This window comes from Brachybacterium sp. AOP24-D1-21 (assembly GCF_052378665.1).
Lineage (GTDB): Bacteria > Actinomycetota > Actinomycetes > Actinomycetales > Dermabacteraceae > Brachybacterium.
This window is the reverse complement of record NZ_JBQSXX010000001.1, coordinates 2742607-2764234: the sequence shown is the minus strand read 5'-3', so window position 1 is coordinate 2764234 and position 21628 is coordinate 2742607. Positions and strand designations below refer to the sequence as shown.

Below are 21628 nucleotides of genomic sequence, written 5' to 3'. Positions count from 1 at the left end.
AGCCCGGACACATGTCCAGCAGGTACCCTTTTCTCATGCCTGTGCCCTCTGCCGATGATGCCGACGCCGCCCTCCGTGCCCTGGAGCCGGTGCTGCATCCCAGCGGTTGGGCGCTGCTGAACTCCCTGCCTCCTTATCGTGAGGACGACGTGCTGCGGCACTCGACGCAGCTGCGTGAGGCCGGGCATTCCCCCGAGCTGGTCGCCGCCGTGCTGACCCAGTCGCGGCTGCGCGCACGCGCTGCGGACAAGTTCGGGGAGTTCGCCTCCTCCATGCTGTTCACCCCGCACGGTCTCGAGCAGGCCACCCGTCTGCCGATCGCGGCGCTCCACGCCAAGCGCTTCCAGCGCGCCGCAGTGGGCAGCGTCGCCGACCTCGGCTGCGGCATCGGCGGTGACTCGATGGCGATGGCGGGGCTGGGGCTCGAGGTGACGGCGGTGGATCGCGATCCCGCGGCAGTCACCGTGGCCACCGTGAACCTGCGCCCCTTCCCGAACGCGCGCGCCCAGCTGGGTGACGCCGCGGAGCACGACCCGACGTCGACCGACGGTATCTGGCTGGATCCCGCCCGCCGAGCCCCCTCCCGCGGCGGCACCCGGCGCCTGCACGACCCCGAGGAGTACGAGCCGCCGCTGTCCGCTGTCCTGGACCTGGCGCGCCGGCTCGGCACCGCCGACGAGCTGGGACCGCTCGGCGCGAAGCTCGGCCCTGCCGTCTCCCGGGAGGCGCTGCCGCGCGAGGTGGAGGTCCAGTGGCTGTCCTACCACGGGCAGGTCCTCGAGGCCGCCGCCTGGTGCGGGCCGCTCGCACGCGAGGGAGTGCTCTCTTCCGCCCTGCTCATCGACCACGCCGGTGCGCACCGCCTGGACCGGGGCGTCGACTCCGCCGGCGATCCCACGCCGGGCACGGTCGGGGACCACTTCTACGAGCCCGACGGCGCCGTGATCCGGGCCGGACTGATCGGCACTCTCGCCGAGCACCTCGGCGCCCACACCCTGGATGAGACGATCGCCTATCTCACCGGCGACCGCCTGGTGAGCACCCCCTTCGTCCGGGGCTACACAGTGCGTGACGTGATGCCCTTCGGCCTCAAGCGGCTGACCGCCTACCTGCGGGAGCATCGCCTGGGCGTTCTGGAGATCAAGAAGCGCGGCACCGCCGTGGAGCCCGACGAGCTGCGTCGCAAACTGCGCCCGCGCCGCTTCGGCGACGAATCCGCGACCCTGATCCTCACCCGCATCGGCGGGGAGCAGTCCGTGATCGTCGCCTCCCCGCATCCGAGCCCCGCCGCCCAGGGAACCGCGCAGGAGGCCGTCCGATGAGTACCGGGAACGGCGCCAGCAGCAGCACCACCACCACTGCTGACGCTGACGCCGACGCCGACGCCGGAGCTGACGCTGCCCGCAGCACGGACAGCTCCCCCCGCGTCGATGCCCACCGCCGTCTGGTCGCGGTGCTGCTGCTGGTGGTCTCCCTCGGCGCGATCGGCCTGGTCGCCCTCGGCGCCGCCGCGGACCGGGGCCCCGGCGCGGTGTACACCGGGGAGACCGAGGGCGAGTACAAGTTCGCTCCCGCTCGTGAGGACTACAACGAGCCGGACTGGGCCACCCAGGACCTCCCCACCCAGCCGCCGGATCCCGACGGTCCGAACACCGGGCTGATCATCGCCCTGGTGGTGCTCGGTGTGATCCTCCTCGCCCTCGCCATCTGGGTGGCGTACCGGATGCGGAAGCTCGCCCGGCCTGCGCCTGCGCTGGCCGGATACGCCGATGAGGATGAGCTCACCGCCGAGCAGGCGATGGCCGCGCTCGAGGATGCCCGTGCGCATCTGTCCACCGTGGTCGACGCCCATGACGCGGTGATCGCGGCCTGGCTGGCGCTGGAGCGCGCGATCGCCGAGGCCGGGGTGCGGCGCGCCCCCTCCCAGACCACGCTCGAGTTCGTCGTCGCCGTGCTCGGCGCCCTGGACCTCGACCGTTCGGCGCTGGATCGGCTCGCACATCTGTACCGTCGGGCGCTGTTCGACCCCCAGCCCCTGGTGGAGTCGGACCGCGAGGAGGCACTCGCCCTGCTCGACGGGCTGACCGCGGATCTCGGCGGCGGCACGACGGAGAACGGCCCGGCTGGGAACGGCCCGGCTGAGGAGGGCTACGCATGATCCGTTCCTGGCTGCCGCTGCTGGTGAAGCTGGCGATCGGCGTGGTGCTCGCCCTGGTGCTGTACTTCATCTGCACGCTGTTCGGGCTGTACCTGCCGCTGCCGATCCTGTTCTCCGTGGGCCTGGCCTGCGGCGCGATCTGGTGGATCATCGACGAGGGCGCTGACCGCGCCGATCAGCTCCATGCCCCCGAACTCGATCTCGACGCCGACTACGCGCTGCCCCATGCCCAGGACACGCGGGTGCGCCGGCTCGAGGATCTCGCCCATGGCGCCCAGCCCAGCCGCCGCATGACCAGCCGCGGCCTCGCCCGCACGCTCGGCGAGATCGCGGAGGAACGTGCCCGCGACCCCGAAGCCCCCGCACTCAGCACGGGCCTGGAGCGGCTGCTCGAGATCGCCCGCCACCCCGATGCCGAGACCCATCCCGTCGGCCCCATCGACCGACGTGCCCTGCACCGCTGCCTGACCGAGCTCGCCTCGCGCGAGGAGAGGGACCGATGACCGACCCCACCCCTGATACCCCCACTGCTCTCACGCCCCGGGCGATGTCGCCCCAGGAAGCCACCGCTGCCGCCGCCACCGTGCTGGACGCCGTCGAGACCGCCGTGGTCGGCAAGCGCGAGTCCCTCGAACTGGTCCTCACCGGCATCCTCGCCGGCGGGCACGTGCTCCTCGAGGACCTCCCGGGCCTGGGCAAGACGCTCGCCGCGAGGTCGTTCGCGCAGGCGCTCGGGCTGCCCTTCAAGCGTGCCCAGTTCACTCCCGACCTGCTGCCGGCGGATCTCACCGGCGCCGAGGTGTTCGACCAGCGCACCGGCGAGTTCGTGTTCCGTCCGGGCCCGGTGTTCACCGGACTGCTGCTGGCCGACGAGATCAACCGCACCCCGCCGAAGACCCAGTCCGCGCTGCTGGAGGCGATGCAGGAGCGGCAGGTCTCCGTCGAGGGCACCACCCGGAAGCTGCCCAACCCGTTCCATGTGCTCGCCACCGCGAACCCCATCGAGCATGAGGGCACCTATCCCCTGCCCGAGGCGCAGCTGGACCGTTTCCTGCTGCGACTCTCCTTCGGCTATCCCACCGCCGCACAGGAGTGGGAGGTGGTCTCCCGCCGCATCGATCGCCGCCGCGAGGAGCAGATCGTGCCCGAGGTGCTGGATGCCGCCGGGCTGCTCGGCGTGCAGCAGGCCGTCGAGGATGTCCACGTCGAGGACTCGGTGGGTCATTACGCGGTCGAGCTCACCGCCGCGACCCGCAGCCACCAGCACGCCCTGGTCGGCGCCTCACCGCGAGGCACCCTCGCCCTGATCACCTGTGCCCGCGCGCTCGCGGTGATCCGGGGGCGCTCCTACGTGGTCCCCGAGGACATCAAGGCACTCGCCCATCCCGCGCTGGACCACCGCGTCACCGTCAAGCCCGAGCTGTGGCTCCAGAACGCGACCGGCGCCGGCGTGGTCGACGCGGTCCTCGGGCAGGTGCCGGTCCCCGCAGCGGTCGAACCGGTCCCCCAGGCCTCGGCGTGAGCTCCGGGGACTCACGGCAGATCGAGCTGCGGACCCGGCCGACGGCGGCGCTGGTGCGGGCCGCGATCATCGGCGGTGCCGCCCTCGCACTCGCCCTGGTCATGGGCCGGCCCGACATCATCCTGGTCGGGCTGCCGTTGCTGGTCTGGGCCCTGGTGGCACTGGCTCGACGGACCCTGCGCGGTGAGGAGCGGGCGGTGGTGGATCCGCAGCAGCGGGTGAACCGCCGCAGCATCGAAGAGGGTGGCACCGCAGCCGTCACCGTGCGCACGGACCCTGGGGTGCTCACCGCGGCGACGCTGCCGATGCCGCCCCACGCCGACATCGCCCCGCGCCACGGCTCCCTCGCCGGCGACGGGGAGCTGCAGATGCGGGTCAGCGCGCAGCGCTGGGGAAAGGTCCGGGTGGGCCCGATGCACGTGCTGGTGGCCGACGCACTCGGCGCCTACCGCGCCCAGCGGACCCTCGCCCCTGCCGAGGTGCAGGTGGTCCCCGCCTCCACCGTGCTCGACGCCCCCGTCGAGGTGCCCACCCCGATCGGGGTCAGCGGGGTGCACCTGTCCCGCCGCCGCGGCGATGGCACCGCGCTCTCCGAGGTGCGGACCTTCCGCCCCGGTGACCGCCTGCATCGCATCAACTGGCGCGTCACCAGCCGCACCGGCGAGCTGCACACCAACGCCACCTTCACCGAGCAGGACACCGAGGTCCTGATCGTCACCGACACCATTGCGGATATCGCTCCCGCGCCCTGGTCCGATGCGGAGGCGCCCACCAGCCTGGACATGACCATCCGGGCGACCTCGGCGATCGCCCGTCACTATCTCACCGCCGGGGACCGCGTCTCGGTGTTCGACATCGGTCATCTCATCGGCCCGGTGCCGCCCGGCTCCGGTCCCCGCCAGCTGCGCGTGCTGACCGCCGCCCTGTCACGGGCCAGCCGGGATGCCGGCGCGCTGCGCCCGGCGCGGCGCCTGCGCTCGGTGCGCTCGGGCACCCTCACCGTGGTGTGCACGCCGCTGCTGAGCCGGGACACGATCGCGCAGATCGGAGTGCTGGTCTCGCATGGGGCCGACGTCATCGTGGTCGACACCCTGCCGCCGAGCATCGGCGACACCTCGGTGCTGCACGGGAAGCCGCTGCGTATCGATGGCAAGGTCTCCGACCGGTTCTGGCCCGAAGCCTGGGCGATGCGCCGCCTGCTGCGCGAGAAGACGGTGCGCGAGCTGCGCGAAGCCGGTGTGCCGGTCACGGCCTGGGAAGGTCCGAGCTCTCTCGCCCCCGTGCTGCTGTCACTCTCGGCGGCCCGTACGGCGCCCCGGATGAGGAGGTCCTGATGCGGATGGGACAGGTGGTCGATCCCGTCGCCCAGCGGCTGCTCGAGCTGCAGAAGGTGAGCGCCACGCAGTGGCTGCTGCGCATCACCGGCACCGCCGCGACGGTGTTCGCGCTGCTGATGCTGTTCGGGGTCACGGGGCTGTTCACCCACGTCGGCACCGTCCTGATCACCCTCACGGTCGCGCTGGGGCTCCTGTTCCAGTTCCGCAACCCGGACACCGATCTGGGGCTGCTGGCACCGGCGGGGATCGTGCTGGGAGTCCTCGGCCTGGGCGAGGTCTCGATGCTGCGCACCGCCGGGATCGGGCTCCTGCTGCTGATCGCGCACAGCGCCTTCGCCCTCGCGGCGACGATTCCCGTGCACGGCGTGTTTGCCCGCAGCGCCTGGTTACTCGCCGGCAAGGGGCTGCTCCCGGTGCTCGTCCTGAGCCTGCTGGGCGGGCTGCTGGTGGCAGGGCTCGCAGGGGTGCAGCTCGGTCCCTGGATGATGGTGCTCGGAGTGCTCGCGGCGATCGGACTGTTCATCACGGTGCTGCCCCGCGAGCGGTGAGATCGCAGCGAAAGAGCACTGGGTCACCGCCTCACCTTGAGGCTGCAAAGTCCGGCGGCGCTTCGTCCTCCGTGCGCTGCTGAACGTCCGGCTGGGCCTGAGCGTCCGTCTGGCCCTGAGCGTCCTGAGACTCCTCCGGCGCGTTCGGGAGGATCCTGGCCCGCTCTCCGTCGGGCCCGTCGAGGAGCCGCCTCAGCAGCGGCGAGGTCGAGGTATATCGGTGCCCGGTGGGCGTCTCGATGGTGAGCAGACCTGGTTCCTCATCGGCGGCGGGGTCCAAGGTCGAGGTCCATCCGGGCATCTCCTTGGCCAGGTTGAACCGTTGGCAGTGGCCCACGCCGTTGCCGACGTCGGTGCTGCCCCCATCGGCGTGGCGGTGCGCATGGTCGACGTCATGGATCGCGGCATCGCAGAAGGGCGTGCGGCAGCGCTGGTCCCGCGTGAGGATGAAGCGTCGGACCTCGCCGCGGAAGAGCCGACGGCGGCCGTCCACCTCTGTCAGATCGCCCGTGGGCGAGTCGGTGTAGAGGCGTCTGATCCAGCGCTTCGCCTCGGTCACCTCCCGCGAATCTGTTGCGGCCGTCGCGGGATCCGGTGGGCTGGTCTCGAGCTCTTCCTCAGGAGGACCGGCCGACGGTGCTGCGGGCATGACATTCTTCGGGCCTGCGGAGGCTTCGTTCGGCAGGCCGGCAGGTGAAGTGGTCGACGGCTCTGCGGTCACCTCGGTCGGCGGCGAAGGCACTATCGGCTGTTCGGGCGAACCGGCGAGTGCCGGTCCATCCGACGCGGCCAGCTCGGCAGGGTGCGCGTGAGCGGAGCGTGATTCGGCGTCGTCGACAGGCAGGGCAGGCAGGGCGAGCGCGGCAGGCTCATCTCCGAGCTCAGACGGTGGCGTTTCGTGCACATCCGGCTGGCGCCGGGAGGGCGCTGTGCGGGTGCCGAGGGCGATGTCGCGAGCGACCGGGCCAGGGATCGGAATCCCGCCCATCCAGGCAGTCTCGACGTCCTCGCCGAGCAGCGTCAGATCGGTCATGAGCAGCTGGACCTCCACCGGAACGTCGTCCACGGTCTCCACCCCGGTGGTCCGCTCGACGAGCGTATCGGCCATGATCTGACCCTTCCCCCGAGGATCACCCCCGCTCTTGGCGGCCTTGGCGGCGCGAGTGAGGGCGTCGAAGCTGGCGACGCCGTCCTTCACCGGGAGGACCGCTCGCAGCACCGACATCCCATCCACGGCGGGGCGCAGCGTGACCCGTCGGCCGCTGACCGCTCGCTGGTTCCGAGCCACCGCCGCTCCAGGGTCGAGCTCCATAGCCCGCGCCCGCGTGATGTCGCTCGCGCGGCCTGCGGTGACCTTCGGGAGCCGGGCCTCGAACTCGGCATCGATGGTGGCACGGTCCTCGTCGTCGAGGACCACCACATTGGCCGCCACCATGTGGGCGGCCCACTCGCTGATCTTCCCGGCGCCGAGCAGCGCAGTGGTGCGCGGCATCGAGGTGACGAGTATCCGTCGCAGCGCAAGCTCATCGGAGGCCTGCTTGGGGGCGATCCTGCGCGCGAGACCGATCTGGTCGGCGATGCCACGTCCGAGCTCATCGCGCGGCACCCCGAGGCGCTTCTGCTCCCGGATCTGAGAGTCGTGAAAGACAGTCTCTGCCTGCGCCTGCACGGCGGCGAGGCGGGCCTTGCCGTGCTCCATGGCGGTGATGAGATCGATGAGGGCGTCGTCATGCCCCCTGGGGAGCTGTTCCAGGGACGGTGCAGCGTCGAGAAGGAGCTCGAGGTCAGTGGTCCACTGCATCGCGCTGGCGCTCATGCCTCTGCCCTCCTTCACGCCTGGTCACGGTCCTGGACGACTGTGTCCGGGGCTGTCGTGCTGTTCGAACAAGCGTGCGCTCCGCTCCGTGGCAGCACCAGGTCTGCATCCCGAATGTGGACGAAGGGGTGGTGGGGAGGAAGGGTCACGCCGTGCGTCACGCCCTGGGCGGAACCCAGGTGTTCCACGTCGCTCCAGACCTCCACGGCAGGTCGGCGAGGACTACCGTGAGGGGCATGTGGCAGATGATGGACCTCCTGTACGGGCACAAGAAGGAAATGGTCGCGCGGGAAGACGCCCTCCCCGGCCGCGACCGCTATCCCTACCCGCTCGCGCGCGAGCACCTCGTGCTCGGGACCGACATGCTCGGGCCGGACTCCCCCGTCGATCCGCGTCCCTGGCCCGCGGGCACCGAGGAGATCATCCTCGCCGGCGGCTGCTTCTGGGGCATCGAGCGCATCGCCTGGCAGGTCCCTGGCGTGCACACCACTTCCTCGGGCTATGCCGGCGGATATACGCCGCATCCCACCTATGAAGAGGTCTTCTCCGCCAAGACCGGTCACACCGAGGCTGTGCGCGTCATCTACTCCGGTGGAGAGCCGACGCTGCGCGCCCTGCTCACACAGTTCTGGGAGCAGCACGACCCCACCACCGCCAACCGTCAGGGCAATGACGTCGGCACCGAGTACCGCAGCGCCGTGTACTGGACGTCCACAGCGCAGGGCGAGGTCGTGCGCAGCTCGGCAGAGCGCTATCAGCAGGCGCTTGACGAGGCCGGGCGAGGTGCCATCACCACCGAGCTGTCACCGCTGTCCGAGGCCGGCAACGGCGTGTACTACACGGCGGAGCCCGAGCAGCAGCAGTTCCTGGAGAAGAATCCCGGCGGCTACTGCAACCACGGGTTCAACGGGGTGGCCTGCTCGCTCTGAGCGACTCAGCGGGCCGGGGCCTCCTGGCCGGGCAGCCCGTCGCCGTGGTCCCCGCCCATGAGGTTCCGTCGTGCGCCGATGTCCGGCCCACCCTCGGGCCGTGCCGGAGCCGGGGCGACACCCAGCAGCTGCGCCGCGAAGCCACCCGCCTCGCGCGGCAGCGGAACAGCGCCCGCGCCGGGAGCACCGCCAGGTCCGCAGGCCGACGCCGCCGCTGAGCGGGGTGCCCGCGGTGCACCTCCCTCCTGGGCGAAGCGCGTCATCTGCTCCGTGGTGGGGTAGACGGAGCTGACCACGATGTCCAAGCCCAGCAGCGTCACCGGCAGCGCGGATTCCCCTGCGGACTCCAGCAGCGCACGCACCGGCTCGCACTCCTCGAAGGCCCAGGCGTCCTCGTCCTGCAGGTAGACGGTGATCGGCTGGCCGGCGAGCGCGAGGGCCGCGGCCTCGTCGAGGAAGGCCTCCTGCTGCTCGACGTCGGGCGGCGGGGAGGGCAGGAAGATGTCCAGTGCGGCCTGCTGCGCAGACTCGTCCACAACGTTCATGAGCACCACGGTAGCGCCCTGGACGCCTGGCACACTGTGGCGATGGACTCCTCCGCACCCACCCCTATGCCCAACCCAGCTCCCGGCTCCGTGCTCCTCGGCCACGACACCCTGGTGATGCAGCAGATCACCGGGTTCATGTCCAACGACTTCGACATCCTCGATGCCACCGGCGAGCAGGTGATCGGGCACGTCACGACCTCGGGAAGCGGGGTGTCACGGCTCTTCGCAGGGAGCCGCGCGCTCGATGTCGCCGACGCCGACGGCACACCGCTGCTGCACGTCCAGGATCCGCCGGGCATCGGCTTCGACCGCTTCGAGCTCTCGACCCCCGAGGGCGCTCCGCTCGCCGAGGTGATCAGTCACTTCGCGCTCTTCTCGACACGTGTGGGGATCTCGGTGGTGGGCGGACCCTCGCTCGAGCTCAAAGGGGACATGCTGGGGATGGACTTCACCGTCGAGGTCGAGGGATTCGTCGCCGCGACGGTCGCCCGGCAGTGGGGCGGGCTCTCCCGTGGCTTCCTCGGCCACAGCCGCTATGTGCTCGCGATGGACCCGACGGCGCCGCCTCAGCTGCGGCTGGCGGTCATCGGCGGCTGCATCGTGCTGGACCTGATCCGGCAGAAGAAGTCGCGCAACAACTGAGTCTGGCGGTCACCGAAGCATCCGCTGCGCGGTGCGCAGCCAGGCCCTGGACTCCTCGGCCCAGCCCAGTTTCGCCAGGTGGATCGCGGTGGTGACGCGTTCGAGCCCTGCCCAGGCCGCGGTCCGCTCCGCGTCGAGCTCGAGCCGCTCCGCGAGCTGCGCGACGAGCCGTGCATGCCAGCGCCGCCCTGCACCGACTCCCTCGCGATGATCGAGGTCGTCGATCACCCGCTGGTGGTCCCGCAGCGCCACCCCGAGGTCATACTCCGGCTCTCCGAGGAATCCGTCAGGGTCGATGAACACATGCTCCGGCCCACGACGCAGCACATTTCCCGGATGCGGATCTCCGTGCAGCACCACCTGGCGCGGAGAGGGATCGGCGATCAGCTCGAGGGCGAGGGCCCGCGCCCGCTCGAGGACCTCGCGCTCCCCCGGCTCAATGCCCACGCCCCCGAGCACCCCACCGCCCGCACCCTCCAGTACCCCACCGCTCGCGCGCTCCAGCGCCCCACCGCTCGCGCCCTCGAGCACGTCGTTCGCGAGCCCGCTCTCGAGCGCGCCGTCCACAAGGGCCAGCAGCGAGGTGGCCTTCTGGGCGGGGGTGAAGGGTGCGCCGACGGCGACGGGAAGCTCCCAGGTGGTGGGCAGCAGGTCGGCGAGGGCCAGGGACTGGGCGACGGGGTCGGGGACGGACGCCCACAGCGAGGGGCCGAGACGTTCCAGCAGCACCGCACGGAGGTCGTCGGCCTGCTCGAGCACTCGCACATAGCCGCGCCCGTCGGCCGCCTGGAGAATCCGCACCTGCTGGGCATGATCTGAGCCGTGTCCGCTGAGCTTCAGGACGGCGGGGCCGGTGGTGCGTCCGTGCACCTCGAGCACGGGCAGCTCGGCCCCGTCGGCGAAGGTCCGGACCACGGTGAGCTCCCAGCGGGACAGCACCGCCCGCAGCCGATCCGGGAGTGCATCGAGGAGGTCCCGCGCCCAGGGCTGCGCGGCCCAGGGACGAGCCCTCGCGTCGTCGAGCACCTCGCTCAGGTGCACAGGCCTCAGACCGTTTCTGCTGCGGCGGGCTCCGCGGCCGAGCTCTGAGCTTTCGCCGCTGCGTCCAGCACCCTTCCCAGCGGGAGGTAGTGCGCGTGGACGGCCTGGCGATAGGCGTCCGCGTCGCCGGTCTCGAGGGCGGTGAGCATGGCCTGATGGGCGTTGACGGTGTCCAGGATGTCCTCGGCCGGGGGGAGCTCGAGCAGCGGGACGGCGACGGTGTGGATCTCCCAGAAGGCCTGCGCGAGCTGGCGCAGCAGCCCGTTGTCCAGGTGTGAGAACAGCGCCGTATGGAAGGCGGCATCCGCCTCGGGGAAGGGGCGGCCCGCGGAGGCGAGATCCCGCATCTGCTCGACCAGCCCCTCGAGCTCGGGGTTCGTGGTGTCCTGATAGGACGCCACCAGCTGATCCGCGACCGAGAGATCGAGGGCTATTCGCAGCTCGACCACCTCTCGCAGGGCCCGCAGGTCGTTGCCGTCGTCGAGCCGCGCCCGGAACAGCAGCCCGTCCACCAGCGGGGAGAGCGAGAGCTGCCCCACGAAGGTGCCGTGCCCGTGCCGCACCTCGACGATGTCCAGCGAGGCCAGCGTGCGCATGGCCTCGCGCACCGAGGAGCGTGAGATCTCGAGCCGCTCGCACAGCGCGCTCTCGGTGGGCATGGGATCTCCCGGCACCAGCCCTTCGACGAGGATCAGGTCCTGGATCCGCTCGACAGCGCTGTTGCCCGTGCCTCTGCTGCGCACCATGCCTCTTCCTCTCGGACCCGCCGCAGTGTGCGACACAGGTCTCATCATGCCGTGCCCGGCCCTCCGCCGCGTTCCGGTCCGGAGGGTCTTCCTCGTGCGTGGCGACCTCACAGCCGCGTGGTCACCATTCGGTGACGACCGCTCTCTGGGGTGGTGGCGATCACGCCATCCGTGATGCACTCTTCCCAGTCATCAGACATCATACGTCTGATCTTCGCGAGGTGGCGGACTTCCCGCCGACTCGCGAAGACGGCGTGACCATCCCCGTCGCCACCGGCGCCGGGACCACCCTCCGAAGGGATGTATCAACGGTGATCTCCAACTCCACTGGTCGGCTCGGCCGACGCGGCTTCCTCCGCGGCACCGCCGCCATCGCCGGCGCGGCCGGCATCGTCGCCGGCATCGGCACCTGCGCACCCAGCGACAGCGGAGGTGACGGCGGCAACGGCGGCAGCGGCTCCGACGGCGGCGGTGCCCCCGCGGGGGAGGCGAATCCGGACGGCCACATCAACGCCGCCATCAGCTACGAGCTTGGCACCAACGGCTACGACCCGATGACCACCTCGGCGGCGCTGACCGTCGCGGTTAACTGGCACACCCTCGAGGGCCTGACGGAGCTGCACCCCGTGACGCGTGAGGTGTACGCGGCGCTCGCCACCGAGGTCCCCTCGGCCGAGGGCGACACCGTCGACGTCACCCTGCGCGAGGGTGCGGTCTTCCACGACGGCTCCCCCGTCACCGTCGACGACGTCGTCTTCTCCTTCGAGCGGGTCAAGGACCCGGCGAACGCGTCGCTGTACTCGCAGTTCATCCCCTTCATCGACACGATCGAGAAGAAGGACGACACCACCGTCACCTTCACCCTCCTCCACCCCACCGGAGTGTTCGCCGAGCGGCTGTCGACGGTGAAGATCGTGCCGAAGGCTGCTGTCGAAGCTGATCCGAAGGCCTTCGATTCGAACCCGGTGGGCTCGGGCCCCTGGAAGATGACCGACAACTCCGCCGCCTCGAAGATCGTCGATCAAGCACGTGGCACGCAACTGCATCGCCCCGATCATGGTGTTCGCGACCGTGCTGGTCGCCGATGCGATCGTGCTCGAGGCCTCGCTGTCCTTCATCAACGCGGGTGTGCAGCCGCCCAGCCCCTCCTGGGGCAACATCCTGGCCGACGGCAAGCAGCTGCTGCTGTCGGGCTACTGGTGGCCCACCTTCTTCCCCGGGTTGTCGATCCTGCTGACCGTGCTCGCCCTGAACATCCTCTCCGAAGGCCTGACCGACGCGATGGCGAGCCCCCGCGTCAAGGTCAAGGTCGACGTCGAGGCCGATGAGCAGTCCCTCGTCGAGGCCGCGGTCGACGGCCGGAAGGCTGGCACCGGACCCGGCACTGGTACCGACGCCGGCGCCGGGTCCGGGTCCGGGTTCGACGCCGGGTCCGGGTCCGGGTCCGGGTCCGCCGTCGCTGCTGCCGCTGGCCCCGCCAGCACTGCGCACGAGATCCCTCACGAGGTGCTCGGTGCGACCGACGAGGAGACCGCCCAGCGGCTGCTGCTCGAGTCGCTCTCCGCCCTGCGCAGCGCCGAGCTGTCCCGGCCCGAGCGCGTCGCCTCCGAGACCGTGTCCGCGCCTCTGCTCGAGGTGCAGGACCTGCGGGTCGCCTTCCCCTCCGCGCACGGCGGGACGGACATCCTCGACGGGATCTCCTTCCAGGTGCGACCCGGCGAGACGATGGGACTGGTCGGCGAGTCCGGCTCCGGCAAGTCCGTGGCGAGCCTCGCGGTGATGGGTCTGCTGCCCCGCACCGCACGGATCAGCGGGAAGGTGCTGCTGAACGGTGTGGACCTGCTGTCCCTGCCCGCGAAGCAGATGAACGCCCTGCGCGGCCACGAGATCGCTGATCTACCAGGACGCGCTCAGCTCGCTGAACCCCTCGATGCTGATCCGCTCCCAGATGGCCCAGCTGACCCGCCGCGGCGGGACCCGCAGCGCGGAGGAGCTGCTGGAGCTGGTGGGCCTGGATCCGAAGCGCATGCTGAACTCCTACCCGCATGAGCTCTCCGGCGGTCAGCGCCAGCGGGTGCTGATCGCAATGGCCCTGACCCGCGACCCGAAGCTGGTGATCGCCGACGAGCCCACCACCGCCCTGGACGTCACCGTGCAGAAGCAGGTCGTGGACCTGCTGAACCGGCTGCGGGAGGAGCTCGGCTTCGCGATGGTGTTCGTCAGCCACGACCTCGCCCTGGTGTCCCAGCTCGCCGACCGGATCACCGTGATGTACGCCGGTCAGGTCATGGAGCAGGCCACCACCCACGAGCTGCTCATCGATCCCCGCCACGAGTACACCCGCGGCCTGCTGGGCTCGGTGCTGTCGATCGAGGCCGGCGCCGAGCGCCTGCACCAGGTCCCCGGCACCGTCCCCTCACCCCGCGACTTCGCCGCCGGAGACCGTTTCGCCCCGCGTTCGCTGGATCCGTCGGCCGATCCCACCGCGCACCCGCGACTGGTCGAGATCGGGATGAGCGGTCACCTCGTGGCCACCACCGGCACCGTCCCCACACCTCTGGCAGGAGATCCGCGATGACCACCGACTCCACCCCGCAGTTCACCTCGGACACCGCCGGCCGGGAGCAGCCCACGATCGAGCTGGTCGACGTCCACGTCGTCCACCGCCTGCGCAGCGGAAGCCTGCTGCATCCCGACACCATCCGCGCCGTCGACGGGGTGAGCGTCTCCGTGCGCCGCGGCGAGGTGCTCGGCATCGTCGGCGAATCCGGTTCCGGGAAGTCCACCCTGGCCCGGGTGATGACCGGGCTGCAGCCCGTCACCAGCGGTCACGTCTTCTTCGACGGCCAGCCGCTGCGGCGCGGAGGCGCGGCCCGCAAGCAGCTGGGCCGGAAGGTGTCCGTCGTCTTCCAGGATCCCGCGACGGCGCTGAACCCGCGCCTGGCGGTGCGGGAGACGCTGGTCGACCCGCTGCGCGTGCACGGGATCGGCACCGAGCCCGAGCGCCTGGCCCGGGTGAAGGACCTCCTCCACCTGGTGGGGCTGCCCCAGTCCGCGCTCGAGGTGCTGCCGCGCCAGCTCTCCGGCGGGCAGCGGCAACGCGTCGCGATCGCCCGCGCCCTCGCGCTCGAGCCCGAGATCATCGTCGCCGACGAGCCCACCAGCGCCCTGGACGTCTCCGTCCGCGCCCAGGTGCTGAACCTGCTCACCGACCTCAAGCACGAGCTGGGGCTGGGACTGGTGTTCATCTCCCATGACATCAGCACCGTCCGCTTCATCTCCGACACCATCGCCGTGATGCACCACGGGAAGGTCATCGAGCATGGCAGCGTCGAGCAGATCTTCGAGGGCGCCGAGGACGAATACACCCGAGCCCTGCTGGCCGCAGCCCCGTCGCTGCTGTGACAGCCCAGCTGTGACGGCACTGCTGTGACATCGCTGCTGTGACAGCCCCACTCCGAACATCCTGATATCCACCGTTCTTCGAAGGAGCACCACCGCCATGACCTCCCCCTCCACCCTCACCGGTGTGGTCCCCCCGCTGCTGACCCCGCTGACCGCCAACGGCGACATCGACCTGCCCTCGCTCGAGCGGCTGGTCGCCCACCTGCTCGAGGGCGGAGTGGACGGGATCTTCTCCCTCGGCTCGAGCGGGGAGGTCGCCTTCTGGGACGACGCCCGCCGCGCCGCCGTGCTCGAGGCCGTCACCGGCACCGTCGCCGGCCAGGTCCCGGTGATCGCCGGCGTCATCGATATGCAGACCGACCGCGTGATCCAGCACGTCCGCGCCGCCGAGCGCTTCGATCTGGCCGGCTATGTGGTCACCGCTCCGTTCTACGCGATCACCGGACCGGAGGAGATCGATACCCACTTCCGCGCCGTCGCCGCCGTGACCGAGCGCCCGATCTGGGCCTACGACATCCCCGTCTGCGTGCACACGAAGCTCTCCGCCGCGCAGATGCTGCGGCTCGGAAACGATGGCATCATCACGGGGGTGAAGGATTCCAGCGGCGACGATGTGGGCTTCCGGCGGCTCGCTGCCGCGAACCGTGCTGCGGGCTCCCCGCTGACGCTGCTGACCGGCCACGAGGTGGTTGTCGACGGCGCCTACCTCGCCGGGGCCGACGGCTCCGTGCCAGGGCTCGGCAACGTGGACCCCGCCGGCTATGTGCGCATGCACCAGGCCGCCCAGGCCGGCGACTGGGAGCAGGTGCGTCGCGAACAGGAGCACCTCGCGCAGCTGTTCGAGATCGTCTTCCAGCCCACCGACAAGGTCGGCCCGGCCGCCGGCGTCGGCGCTTTCAAGACCGCGCTGCGGGAGCTGGGGATCTTCTCCACCAACACGATGGCCACGCCGATGTCCCCGATCGAGGGGGACGCGGTGGGTCGCATCCGCGCGATCCTCGAGCAGACGGGGCTGCTCGAGGGGGCGTTCACCGACGGGGGCACGGATGCCTGATCCTGTCCTCGCCCTCGACCTCGGGGGCACCAAGATCCGCGCCGCGCTGGTGCACGGCGCGGGAGCCGACGACGCCCAGCGAGGCATCGCGCCCCGGCTCGAACGAGTGGCCGAGGTGCCGACGCCCGCGACCGCCGGACCGGCCGCGATCCTCGGCGCCGCGGCGGACCTCGCCGACCAGGTGCGCTCAGGCTCACGGGTGCAGGCGGTGGGCCTCTCCTCAGCGGGTGTCATCGACAGCGGCCGAGGACGGGTCTCGCACGCCACCGCCTCCCTGACCGGCTGGGCCGGGACCGACCTCCTCACCCCCCTCGCCGACCGCTTCGGAGTGCCGGTCAGCGCGCTCAACGACGTCCACGCCCACGGGCTCGGCGAAGCCCGATTCGGGACCGGTCGCGACCGGGACTCGCTCCTGCTGATCGCCGTGGGCACCGGCATCGGCGGTTGCCACGTGCTCGGCGGGCGGGGGGTCCTCGGCGCGCACGGCGCCGCCGGCCACGTCGGCCATGTGCCGGTCCCCGAGGCCGCAGGGGTGCCCTGCCCCTGCGGCCGGGTGGGACATCTGGAGGGACTGGCCTCCGGGCCGGGGATCCTCCAGCTGGCCACCCGCCTCGGCGCAGACAGCTCGCTGAGCGACGGCCGAGCGCTCGCCGCCGCGGCCATCGCCGGGGACGCCACGGCGCTGGAGGCCTACCGGGTCGCCGGTATCGCGACCGGGCGGGTGATCGGGGCGCTGTTGAACGTGCTGGATCCCGAGGTGGTGGCCCTGACCGGCGGTGTCCACGGAGCCGGAGCGCCGTGGCGCGATGCCGTGACCGCTGGCATCGCGCAGGAGGCGATGGACGTCGTCGCGTCCACCCCTGTGCTGTCAGCGAGCGCCGGAGAGCATGCCGCGCTGCTGGGTGCCGCCGCTCGAGCGCTCGACGACCTCACCGCCTGACACCGACCGTCCACTCCGCCGATAGGACTTCTCTTGCATCCTCTGGTCGCCCCGCTCGAGGGCTCACTGATCGTCTCCTGCCAGGCCTATCCCGGAGAGCCGATGCGCGATCCCCGCACCATGGCGCAGATCGCCGCCGCAGTGGAACAGGGCGGCGCCTCAGCGGTGCGCGCGCAGGGGCTCGACGACATCCGCCAGGTCAGCTCCGCCGTCGAGGTGCCGGTGATCGGCATCTGGAAGGACGGGGAGGAGGGAGTCTTCATCACTCCCACCCTCGATCACTGCCTCGCGGTGATCGACGCGGGCGCGGACATCCTCGCCCTGGACGGCACCACCCGTCCCCGCCCTGACGGGCGCACCTTCGCCCAGACCGTCACGGCCGTGCGCGAGCGCTTCGACGGACCGCTGATGGCGGACTGCGACAGCCTCGAGTCGGCGCATATCGCCGCGGATCTCGGGATCGAGCTGATCGGCACGACCCTCGCCGGCTACACCGCGGCGCGCCCGACGACGGACGGACCCGATCTCGAGCTGCTCGGCGAGCTCGCGCAGCAGCTGCCCGCGACCTCGGCACTGGTGGCCGAGGGGCGGGTCCACACCCCGCAGGAGGCGTCCGACGCCCGCGCCGCCGGGGCCTTCGCCATCGTGGTCGGCACCGCGATCACGCATCCCACGAGCATCACCCGCTGGTTCCGCACCGCAGTGGAGGATGCTGCGGACACTGCCGCCTCGGGCACTCGGCTGCGATGATCTCACTGGGCTCCTCCCCTGCGCCGGTCCCCGACGCCCCGGTCCCGCACACCGTGCTCGCCCGCGCCGGGGAAGGGCCCTGGCCCCGGTACCGGATCGTGGGGCTCATCCATCTCGGCGACGGGCACCTGCTGGCGGCCTTCGACGGCCGCGACACCGGTCAGGACGTCCCGGATCCGACGGGCCTGGTGCAGCGACGCTCCCTGGACGGAGGCCGCAGCTGGGGCCCCTTCGAGGATCTCCGCGCGGCGGATCGCGAAGACCGCCAGTGGTACTGCGATCCCAGCTATCTCCACGACCCCGCCACCGGCAGGCTGTTCGTCTTCCACACCCATGCGAAGGACCGCGGGGTCTGGGACGCGGTGGCCGGCACCGATGACGCGGACCGGGACGTGATGGGCTCCGCCGTCGGCCTCTCCGATGACTCCGGCCGCAGCTGGGAGTTCCGCTCCGTGACCGCGGTCGCCGCTCCCCCGGAGCTGCTCCGCACCGCATTCCCGACCTCCGGTGCCGGAATCGTGCTGTGTCGCGGACCGCACGCCGGCAGACTGCTGCAGCCCTACTGCGGCTGGTTCCGCGAGGGTGGCCGTGCGGGAGAGGGACCGGCCGCCGGTGAGGTGGTGCGCTCCTATGTGCTCTTCTCCGACGACCATGGCGAGAGCTGGCAGCGCGGAGCCCCGGTGGGCGAGGACATGGACGAGACCACGATCGTGGAGCTCTCGGACGGCCGGGTGCTGCTGAACTCGCGCGATCACGCCCGCGGCGGGCACCGACGGATCGCGGTCTCCGCCGACGGCGGGGAGAGCTGGCAGAACCCCGGGATCGATGTGCAGTTCCTCGATCCCGGCAACAACGCCCAGCTGGCGAGCCGCTGGCCGGATGCCGGCGCCGAGGACCCACGGGCACGGGAGCTGCTGTTCACCGGTGCCCACGACCGCTTCGCCCGGATCCGCGGCACGCTCAGCGCCTCGCACGATGACGGGGAGACCTGGCAGAAGGTGCTCGTGTTCGAACCCGGTCCGCTGGACTACTCCGTGGTCCAGGCGCTGGATGACGGCGTGATCGGAGTGCTCTGGGAGGTCGAGGCCCGCGAGATCCGCTTCGCACGGATCACCGCGGATCAGCTGCCAGCCTGAGCGACCGCCGGACGCAGCTCGCAGCTCGCAGCTCGCAGCTCGCAGCTCGCAGCTCGCAGCTCGGAGCTCGGAGCTCGGAGCTCGGAGCCGATTTCGCAGGCAGAGGGCGGCGGCACCGTGATGGTGCCGCCGCCCTCCGTCATGCGGTCCGCTGGGTCAGGCTCAGCGGGCCGCGACTCGGTGCGCTCCGTTTCAGTGCGCTCCCGCTCAGCGAGGCCCCGCTCAGCGAGCTCCGGGCTTGCCCGGGTTCGGGTTGTCGATCGTGAACTGCGGGGAGGTGAAGGTCTCCCAGTGGTCCGGGTTCGCCGGATCACCCAGGGGCTTCAGCACCCGCATCTCGAGGATGTAGTCCCCGTTCTTCACGGTCTTGAACTTCTGGTTCTTCAGCGCGTAGCTGCCGTCCCAGCCGTAGACCTCGGGTGCGGCCGAACGGCCGAGGTGATCGCCGGCGTCGATCAGGCCGACGGAGGGGTTGACCGGCTTGGCCTTCCCTCCCCCGTTGATCGAGTAGGCCTTGATCTCGAGCCGCTCGACCGGGTATCCGAAGTAGTACGCGAGGTAGGGGATGTCCCCGTCCTGCATCGTGTACGTGTGGCCGCCATCGGGATCCAGCAGAACGCTGCCGGCCCCGTCGGAGACGCCGAGGACGGGCAGGCCCAGGCCCTGGGGATCCAGCACCGGCAGCGCCTGGTAGTCACCGGAGAGCCCCGCGAAGGGGACGACGATGTCATCCTCCGCGCCGGTCAGGGTGATCCAGCCGCCGTAGATGATGCCGTCCTCGCCGAAGGCCTCACCGAGGACCACGTCGAGCTCGGTGCTGCTCCCGGCGGGCACCGCCACCGTGTCGGCGGCGGGCTCGGCGATGCCTGCGGCGTCATAGAACGCCGGGTCATAGGCGGGGTGGCCGGTGGCGATGCCGTGGCGGACGCCGACCTGGTAGGTCTGCTCCGCCTCGGAATCGTTGTGGACCGTGAGGGTGACGGTCTTCGGGCCGTCCTCACCCTCGCCGAGGGAGATCGAGGGCTCATCGACGCGGGTAGCGGTGTGCACGGCGCCGACCATGTCCAGCAGGCCCGCACCCTGACGGTGGACCGGCTCGAGGTAGCCGACGTCCGGGATCAGCGACCAGGTCAGCTGATCTGCGGTGTTCATCATCGCGGTCTTCACGTCACGAGGGGTGAGCTCCGGAGAGGATTCCAGCAGCAGCGCCGCGGCGCCGGCGACATGGGGCGCCGCCATCGACGTACCGGACTTGGCGCCGTGACCGCCCTGCTCGAGCGGGACGGTCGACCAGATCGAACCGCCGGGGGCGGCGATGTCGGGCTTGAGCTGCAGCTCTGCGGTGAGGCCGTAGGAGGAGAAGTCCGAGACCAGGCCCGCGGTCGGGTTCTCGAGGGTCACGGTGCCGTCCTGCCAGGCCCAGGTGACGTCGCCGGCGGCGGCCGCCTCCTGCAGCGCCAGGCCGTCATCCTGGCTGATCATCACCACGGGGATCGTGATCGCCGGATCGCCCTCGACCGTCGGGTTCACGGCGCCGGGAGCGTTGTTGTACAGGATCACGGCGTCATATCCGGCGGCCTGGCCGGAGAAGGCCTTCTCGTAGAAGGAGCAGACCCCGCGCTCGACCAGCAGTGCCTGACCTGGACCGGAGGCCGGAACGACGGCGGAGGGGTCGCAGGCCTGACCTGCTGCGCTGCCCGGGGCTCCAGCGGAGATCAGGGCGAACTCACCGGAGGTCGGGATCGCCGCTCCGCCGGTGGCGCCGCTGTAGGCGATCTCGGCATCCGCCGCAGTCGCGTAGGGCGAGCGGAAGTGGGTGTTGTCCACCGATGCGACGGTGATCGCGTCGGCCGCGACCCCGGGGGCGCCGCTCGAGAACGTGCCTGCGACGCCCTCGTTCCCGGCGGAGATCACCATGGTGACCCCGTTATCGGTGAGCACATCGGACATCTGTGCGGTCGGGTAGTCCTGCCAGGTCACGAAGCTCGCGCCGAGGGACATGTTCACCACGTCGGCGCCGTCCTCCATCGCCTGCTCCATCGCTGCGAGGATCACCTCGGTGCTGCTGGAGCCGTCGCAGCCGAACACGCGATAGGACAGCAGGTCCACCTTGGGTGCCACGCCGAGCACCTCGCCGTCGGCGCCGATGATGCCGGCGACATGGGAGCCGTGGCCGCCGCAGTCGTCGGGGTACTCGTCGGGGGCGACGGGGACCCCGGTCTGGGAGTCGTAGTCATCTCCCACGAAGTCGTAACCGCCCACCACCCGCTCACCCGGGAAGTCCGCCGTCTGGTCGTTGGTGCCGGAGCCCCCGAAATCGGGGTGGTTGTAGTCGATGCCGGAGTCGATGACGGCGACGGTGACGCCCTCACCGGTGAGGCCGTCGACCTGCTGGACCTGGTCCACGCCGGTCATGGCGTTGCCGTAGACGTCCTTCGGTGCGGCGTCGACGGGCTCGGGCATCGAGACCTCGAGCACCGGGTAGACGGCGGTCACGCCGGCGACATCGCGCAGCTTGGCGACGTCGGCATCGTCCATGACGACGGACATGCCGTTCCAGCCGGCCACGAAGGTCTCCTCGACCTCCATCGGGATCTGGGCGGCTTCCGCACGCTCGTGGACCTGCTCCTGGGCGCGGGAGTTCGTCGAGGCGCTGCCGCCGCGGAGCGTGGGGGCGCCATCGACCTGGACGAGCCAGCGGCCTGGGATCGCGGTCTCGGCCACATCGAGCACGTCGTCGGGGGTGGGAACCTCGACGCCGAGCTCGGAAGCGGTGCCGAGGATCTCGGGAGAGCCTCCCTCGGCCAGAGCGGGCGGGGCGACCAGCAGGCCGGCCACGAGGGCCGCACCGGCGCCGGCCGCGAGCGCGCCGCGGAGTCTGAGCAGACGTGAACGGTTGAAGTGCATCGTTGCATTCCTCCGGGGATGGGATGAGCGGTGCGCTGCGCATCATCGCGCCCGGGCCCTCCGGTGCGCACCGGCGCTCAGCATTCCATCACGAACTGCCCAGCCGAGGAGGGAGAATCAGCGATTCGAAGCCGAGAACCGAAGAATTC

At 71.1% G+C, this 21628-nt stretch carries 18 protein-coding genes and 2 pseudogenes; 15 read left to right on the top strand and 5 right to left on the bottom strand.

The genetic code is table 11. The annotated features are described in order from the left end of the window. The first annotated feature begins 35 nt into the window (after positions 1-35). Genes ACT3UF_RS12385 through ACT3UF_RS12360 form a run of 6 tightly spaced genes read left to right on the top strand, consistent with a single transcriptional unit; the run spans position 36 to position 5565 of the window. Positions 36-1322 (top strand): THUMP-like domain-containing protein, encoded by a 1287-nt coding sequence (locus ACT3UF_RS12385; RefSeq protein WP_441443384.1) that lies wholly within the window; start codon positions 36-38, stop codon positions 1320-1322. Further along, the gene (locus ACT3UF_RS12380; protein WP_444501756.1) at positions 1319-2158 is read left to right on the top strand and encodes a DUF4129 domain-containing protein; all 840 of its coding nucleotides are present in this window, start codon (positions 1319-1321) and stop codon (positions 2156-2158) included. The genes ACT3UF_RS12385 and ACT3UF_RS12380 overlap by 4 nt, the downstream gene beginning before the upstream one ends. Then, the gene (locus ACT3UF_RS12375; protein WP_444501757.1) at positions 2155-2661 is read left to right on the top strand and encodes a hypothetical protein; all 507 of its coding nucleotides are present in this window, start codon (positions 2155-2157) and stop codon (positions 2659-2661) included. Before ACT3UF_RS12380 ends, ACT3UF_RS12375 begins: the two co-directional genes overlap by 4 nt. After that, positions 2658-3680: an AAA family ATPase gene (locus ACT3UF_RS12370; RefSeq protein ID WP_444501758.1), complete on the top strand. Its 1023-nt coding sequence runs from the start codon at positions 2658-2660 to the stop codon at positions 3678-3680. The genes ACT3UF_RS12375 and ACT3UF_RS12370 overlap by 4 nt, the downstream gene beginning before the upstream one ends. Further along, positions 3677-5014 (top strand): DUF58 domain-containing protein, encoded by a 1338-nt coding sequence (locus ACT3UF_RS12365; protein ID WP_441443388.1) that lies wholly within the window; start codon positions 3677-3679, stop codon positions 5012-5014. The genes ACT3UF_RS12370 and ACT3UF_RS12365 overlap by 4 nt, the downstream gene beginning before the upstream one ends. After that, entirely contained in the window at positions 5014-5565 is a 552-nt protein-coding gene (locus ACT3UF_RS12360; protein WP_441443389.1) for a hypothetical protein, read from the top strand. Before ACT3UF_RS12365 ends, ACT3UF_RS12360 begins: the two co-directional genes overlap by 1 nt. A gap of 31 nt (positions 5566-5596) precedes the next feature. Here ACT3UF_RS12360 and ACT3UF_RS12355 read toward each other — a convergent pair whose 3' ends face one another. After that, the gene (locus ACT3UF_RS12355) at positions 5597-7381 is read right to left on the bottom strand and encodes a hypothetical protein (RefSeq protein ID WP_441443390.1); all 1785 of its coding nucleotides are present in this window, start codon (positions 7379-7381) and stop codon (positions 5597-5599) included. Between the two features lie 236 nt (positions 7382-7617). Between ACT3UF_RS12355 and msrA the strand changes: the two genes are divergently transcribed. Then, positions 7618-8310: a peptide-methionine (S)-S-oxide reductase MsrA gene (gene msrA, locus ACT3UF_RS12350; protein ID WP_441443391.1), complete on the top strand. Its 693-nt coding sequence runs from the start codon at positions 7618-7620 to the stop codon at positions 8308-8310. Between the two features lie 5 nt (positions 8311-8315). Here msrA and ACT3UF_RS12345 read toward each other — a convergent pair whose 3' ends face one another. Beyond that, positions 8316-8855 carry an arsenic metallochaperone ArsD family protein gene (locus tag ACT3UF_RS12345; RefSeq protein WP_441443392.1) on the bottom strand — a complete coding sequence of 180 codons (540 nt, stop codon included), beginning with the start codon at positions 8853-8855 and terminating at the stop codon, positions 8316-8318. Between the two features lie 42 nt (positions 8856-8897). On the opposite strand from ACT3UF_RS12345, the gene ACT3UF_RS12340 reads away from it, so the two are divergent. Then, the gene (locus ACT3UF_RS12340; protein WP_441443393.1) at positions 8898-9500 is read left to right on the top strand and encodes an LURP-one-related/scramblase family protein; all 603 of its coding nucleotides are present in this window, start codon (positions 8898-8900) and stop codon (positions 9498-9500) included. A 9-nt stretch (positions 9501-9509) separates the two neighbouring features. On the opposite strand, the gene ACT3UF_RS12335 is transcribed toward ACT3UF_RS12340, so the two are convergent. Next, entirely contained in the window at positions 9510-10541 is a 1032-nt protein-coding gene (locus tag ACT3UF_RS12335) for an aminoglycoside phosphotransferase family protein (protein WP_441443394.1), read from the bottom strand. A gap of 5 nt (positions 10542-10546) precedes the next feature. Further along, complete coding sequence (locus tag ACT3UF_RS12330) at positions 10547-11287, bottom strand: FadR/GntR family transcriptional regulator (RefSeq protein WP_441443396.1); 741 nt, start codon at positions 11285-11287, stop codon at positions 10547-10549. A gap of 554 nt (positions 11288-11841) precedes the next feature. On the opposite strand from ACT3UF_RS12330, the pseudogene ACT3UF_RS12325 reads away from it, so the two are divergent. From ACT3UF_RS12325 to ACT3UF_RS12295, 7 genes and pseudogenes are all read left to right on the top strand, one after another. Further along, positions 11842-12294 (top strand): annotated as a pseudogene (locus ACT3UF_RS12325) (ABC transporter substrate-binding protein); the annotation flags it as partial. Between the two features lie 13 nt (positions 12295-12307). Continuing rightward, positions 12308-13865 (top strand): annotated as a pseudogene (locus ACT3UF_RS12320) (dipeptide/oligopeptide/nickel ABC transporter permease/ATP-binding protein); the annotation flags it as partial. Further along, positions 13862-14692 (top strand): ABC transporter ATP-binding protein, encoded by an 831-nt coding sequence (locus ACT3UF_RS12315; RefSeq protein ID WP_441443397.1) that lies wholly within the window; start codon positions 13862-13864, stop codon positions 14690-14692. The pseudogene ACT3UF_RS12320 and the gene ACT3UF_RS12315, both read left to right, overlap by 4 nt. A gap of 97 nt (positions 14693-14789) precedes the next feature. Continuing rightward, a complete protein-coding gene (locus ACT3UF_RS12310; protein ID WP_441443398.1) occupies positions 14790-15746 on the top strand; it encodes a dihydrodipicolinate synthase family protein in 957 nt (318 codons plus the stop codon). Further along, positions 15739-16686, top strand: coding sequence for an ROK family protein (locus tag ACT3UF_RS12305; protein WP_441443399.1), 948 nt, complete (start codon positions 15739-15741; stop codon positions 16684-16686). The genes ACT3UF_RS12310 and ACT3UF_RS12305 overlap by 8 nt, the downstream gene beginning before the upstream one ends. A 33-nt stretch (positions 16687-16719) precedes the next feature. Beyond that, positions 16720-17436 carry an N-acetylmannosamine-6-phosphate 2-epimerase gene (locus ACT3UF_RS12300; protein WP_441443400.1) on the top strand — a complete coding sequence of 239 codons (717 nt, stop codon included), beginning with the start codon at positions 16720-16722 and terminating at the stop codon, positions 17434-17436. Beyond that, positions 17433-18572 (top strand): sialidase family protein, encoded by a 1140-nt coding sequence (locus tag ACT3UF_RS12295; RefSeq protein ID WP_441443401.1) that lies wholly within the window; start codon positions 17433-17435, stop codon positions 18570-18572. Before ACT3UF_RS12300 ends, ACT3UF_RS12295 begins: the two co-directional genes overlap by 4 nt. A gap of 222 nt (positions 18573-18794) precedes the next feature. Here ACT3UF_RS12295 and ACT3UF_RS12290 read toward each other — a convergent pair whose 3' ends face one another. Continuing rightward, the gene (locus tag ACT3UF_RS12290; RefSeq protein ID WP_444608365.1) at positions 18795-21479 is read right to left on the bottom strand and encodes a S8 family serine peptidase; all 2685 of its coding nucleotides are present in this window, start codon (positions 21477-21479) and stop codon (positions 18795-18797) included. Between the last annotated feature and the right edge of the window lie 149 nt (positions 21480-21628).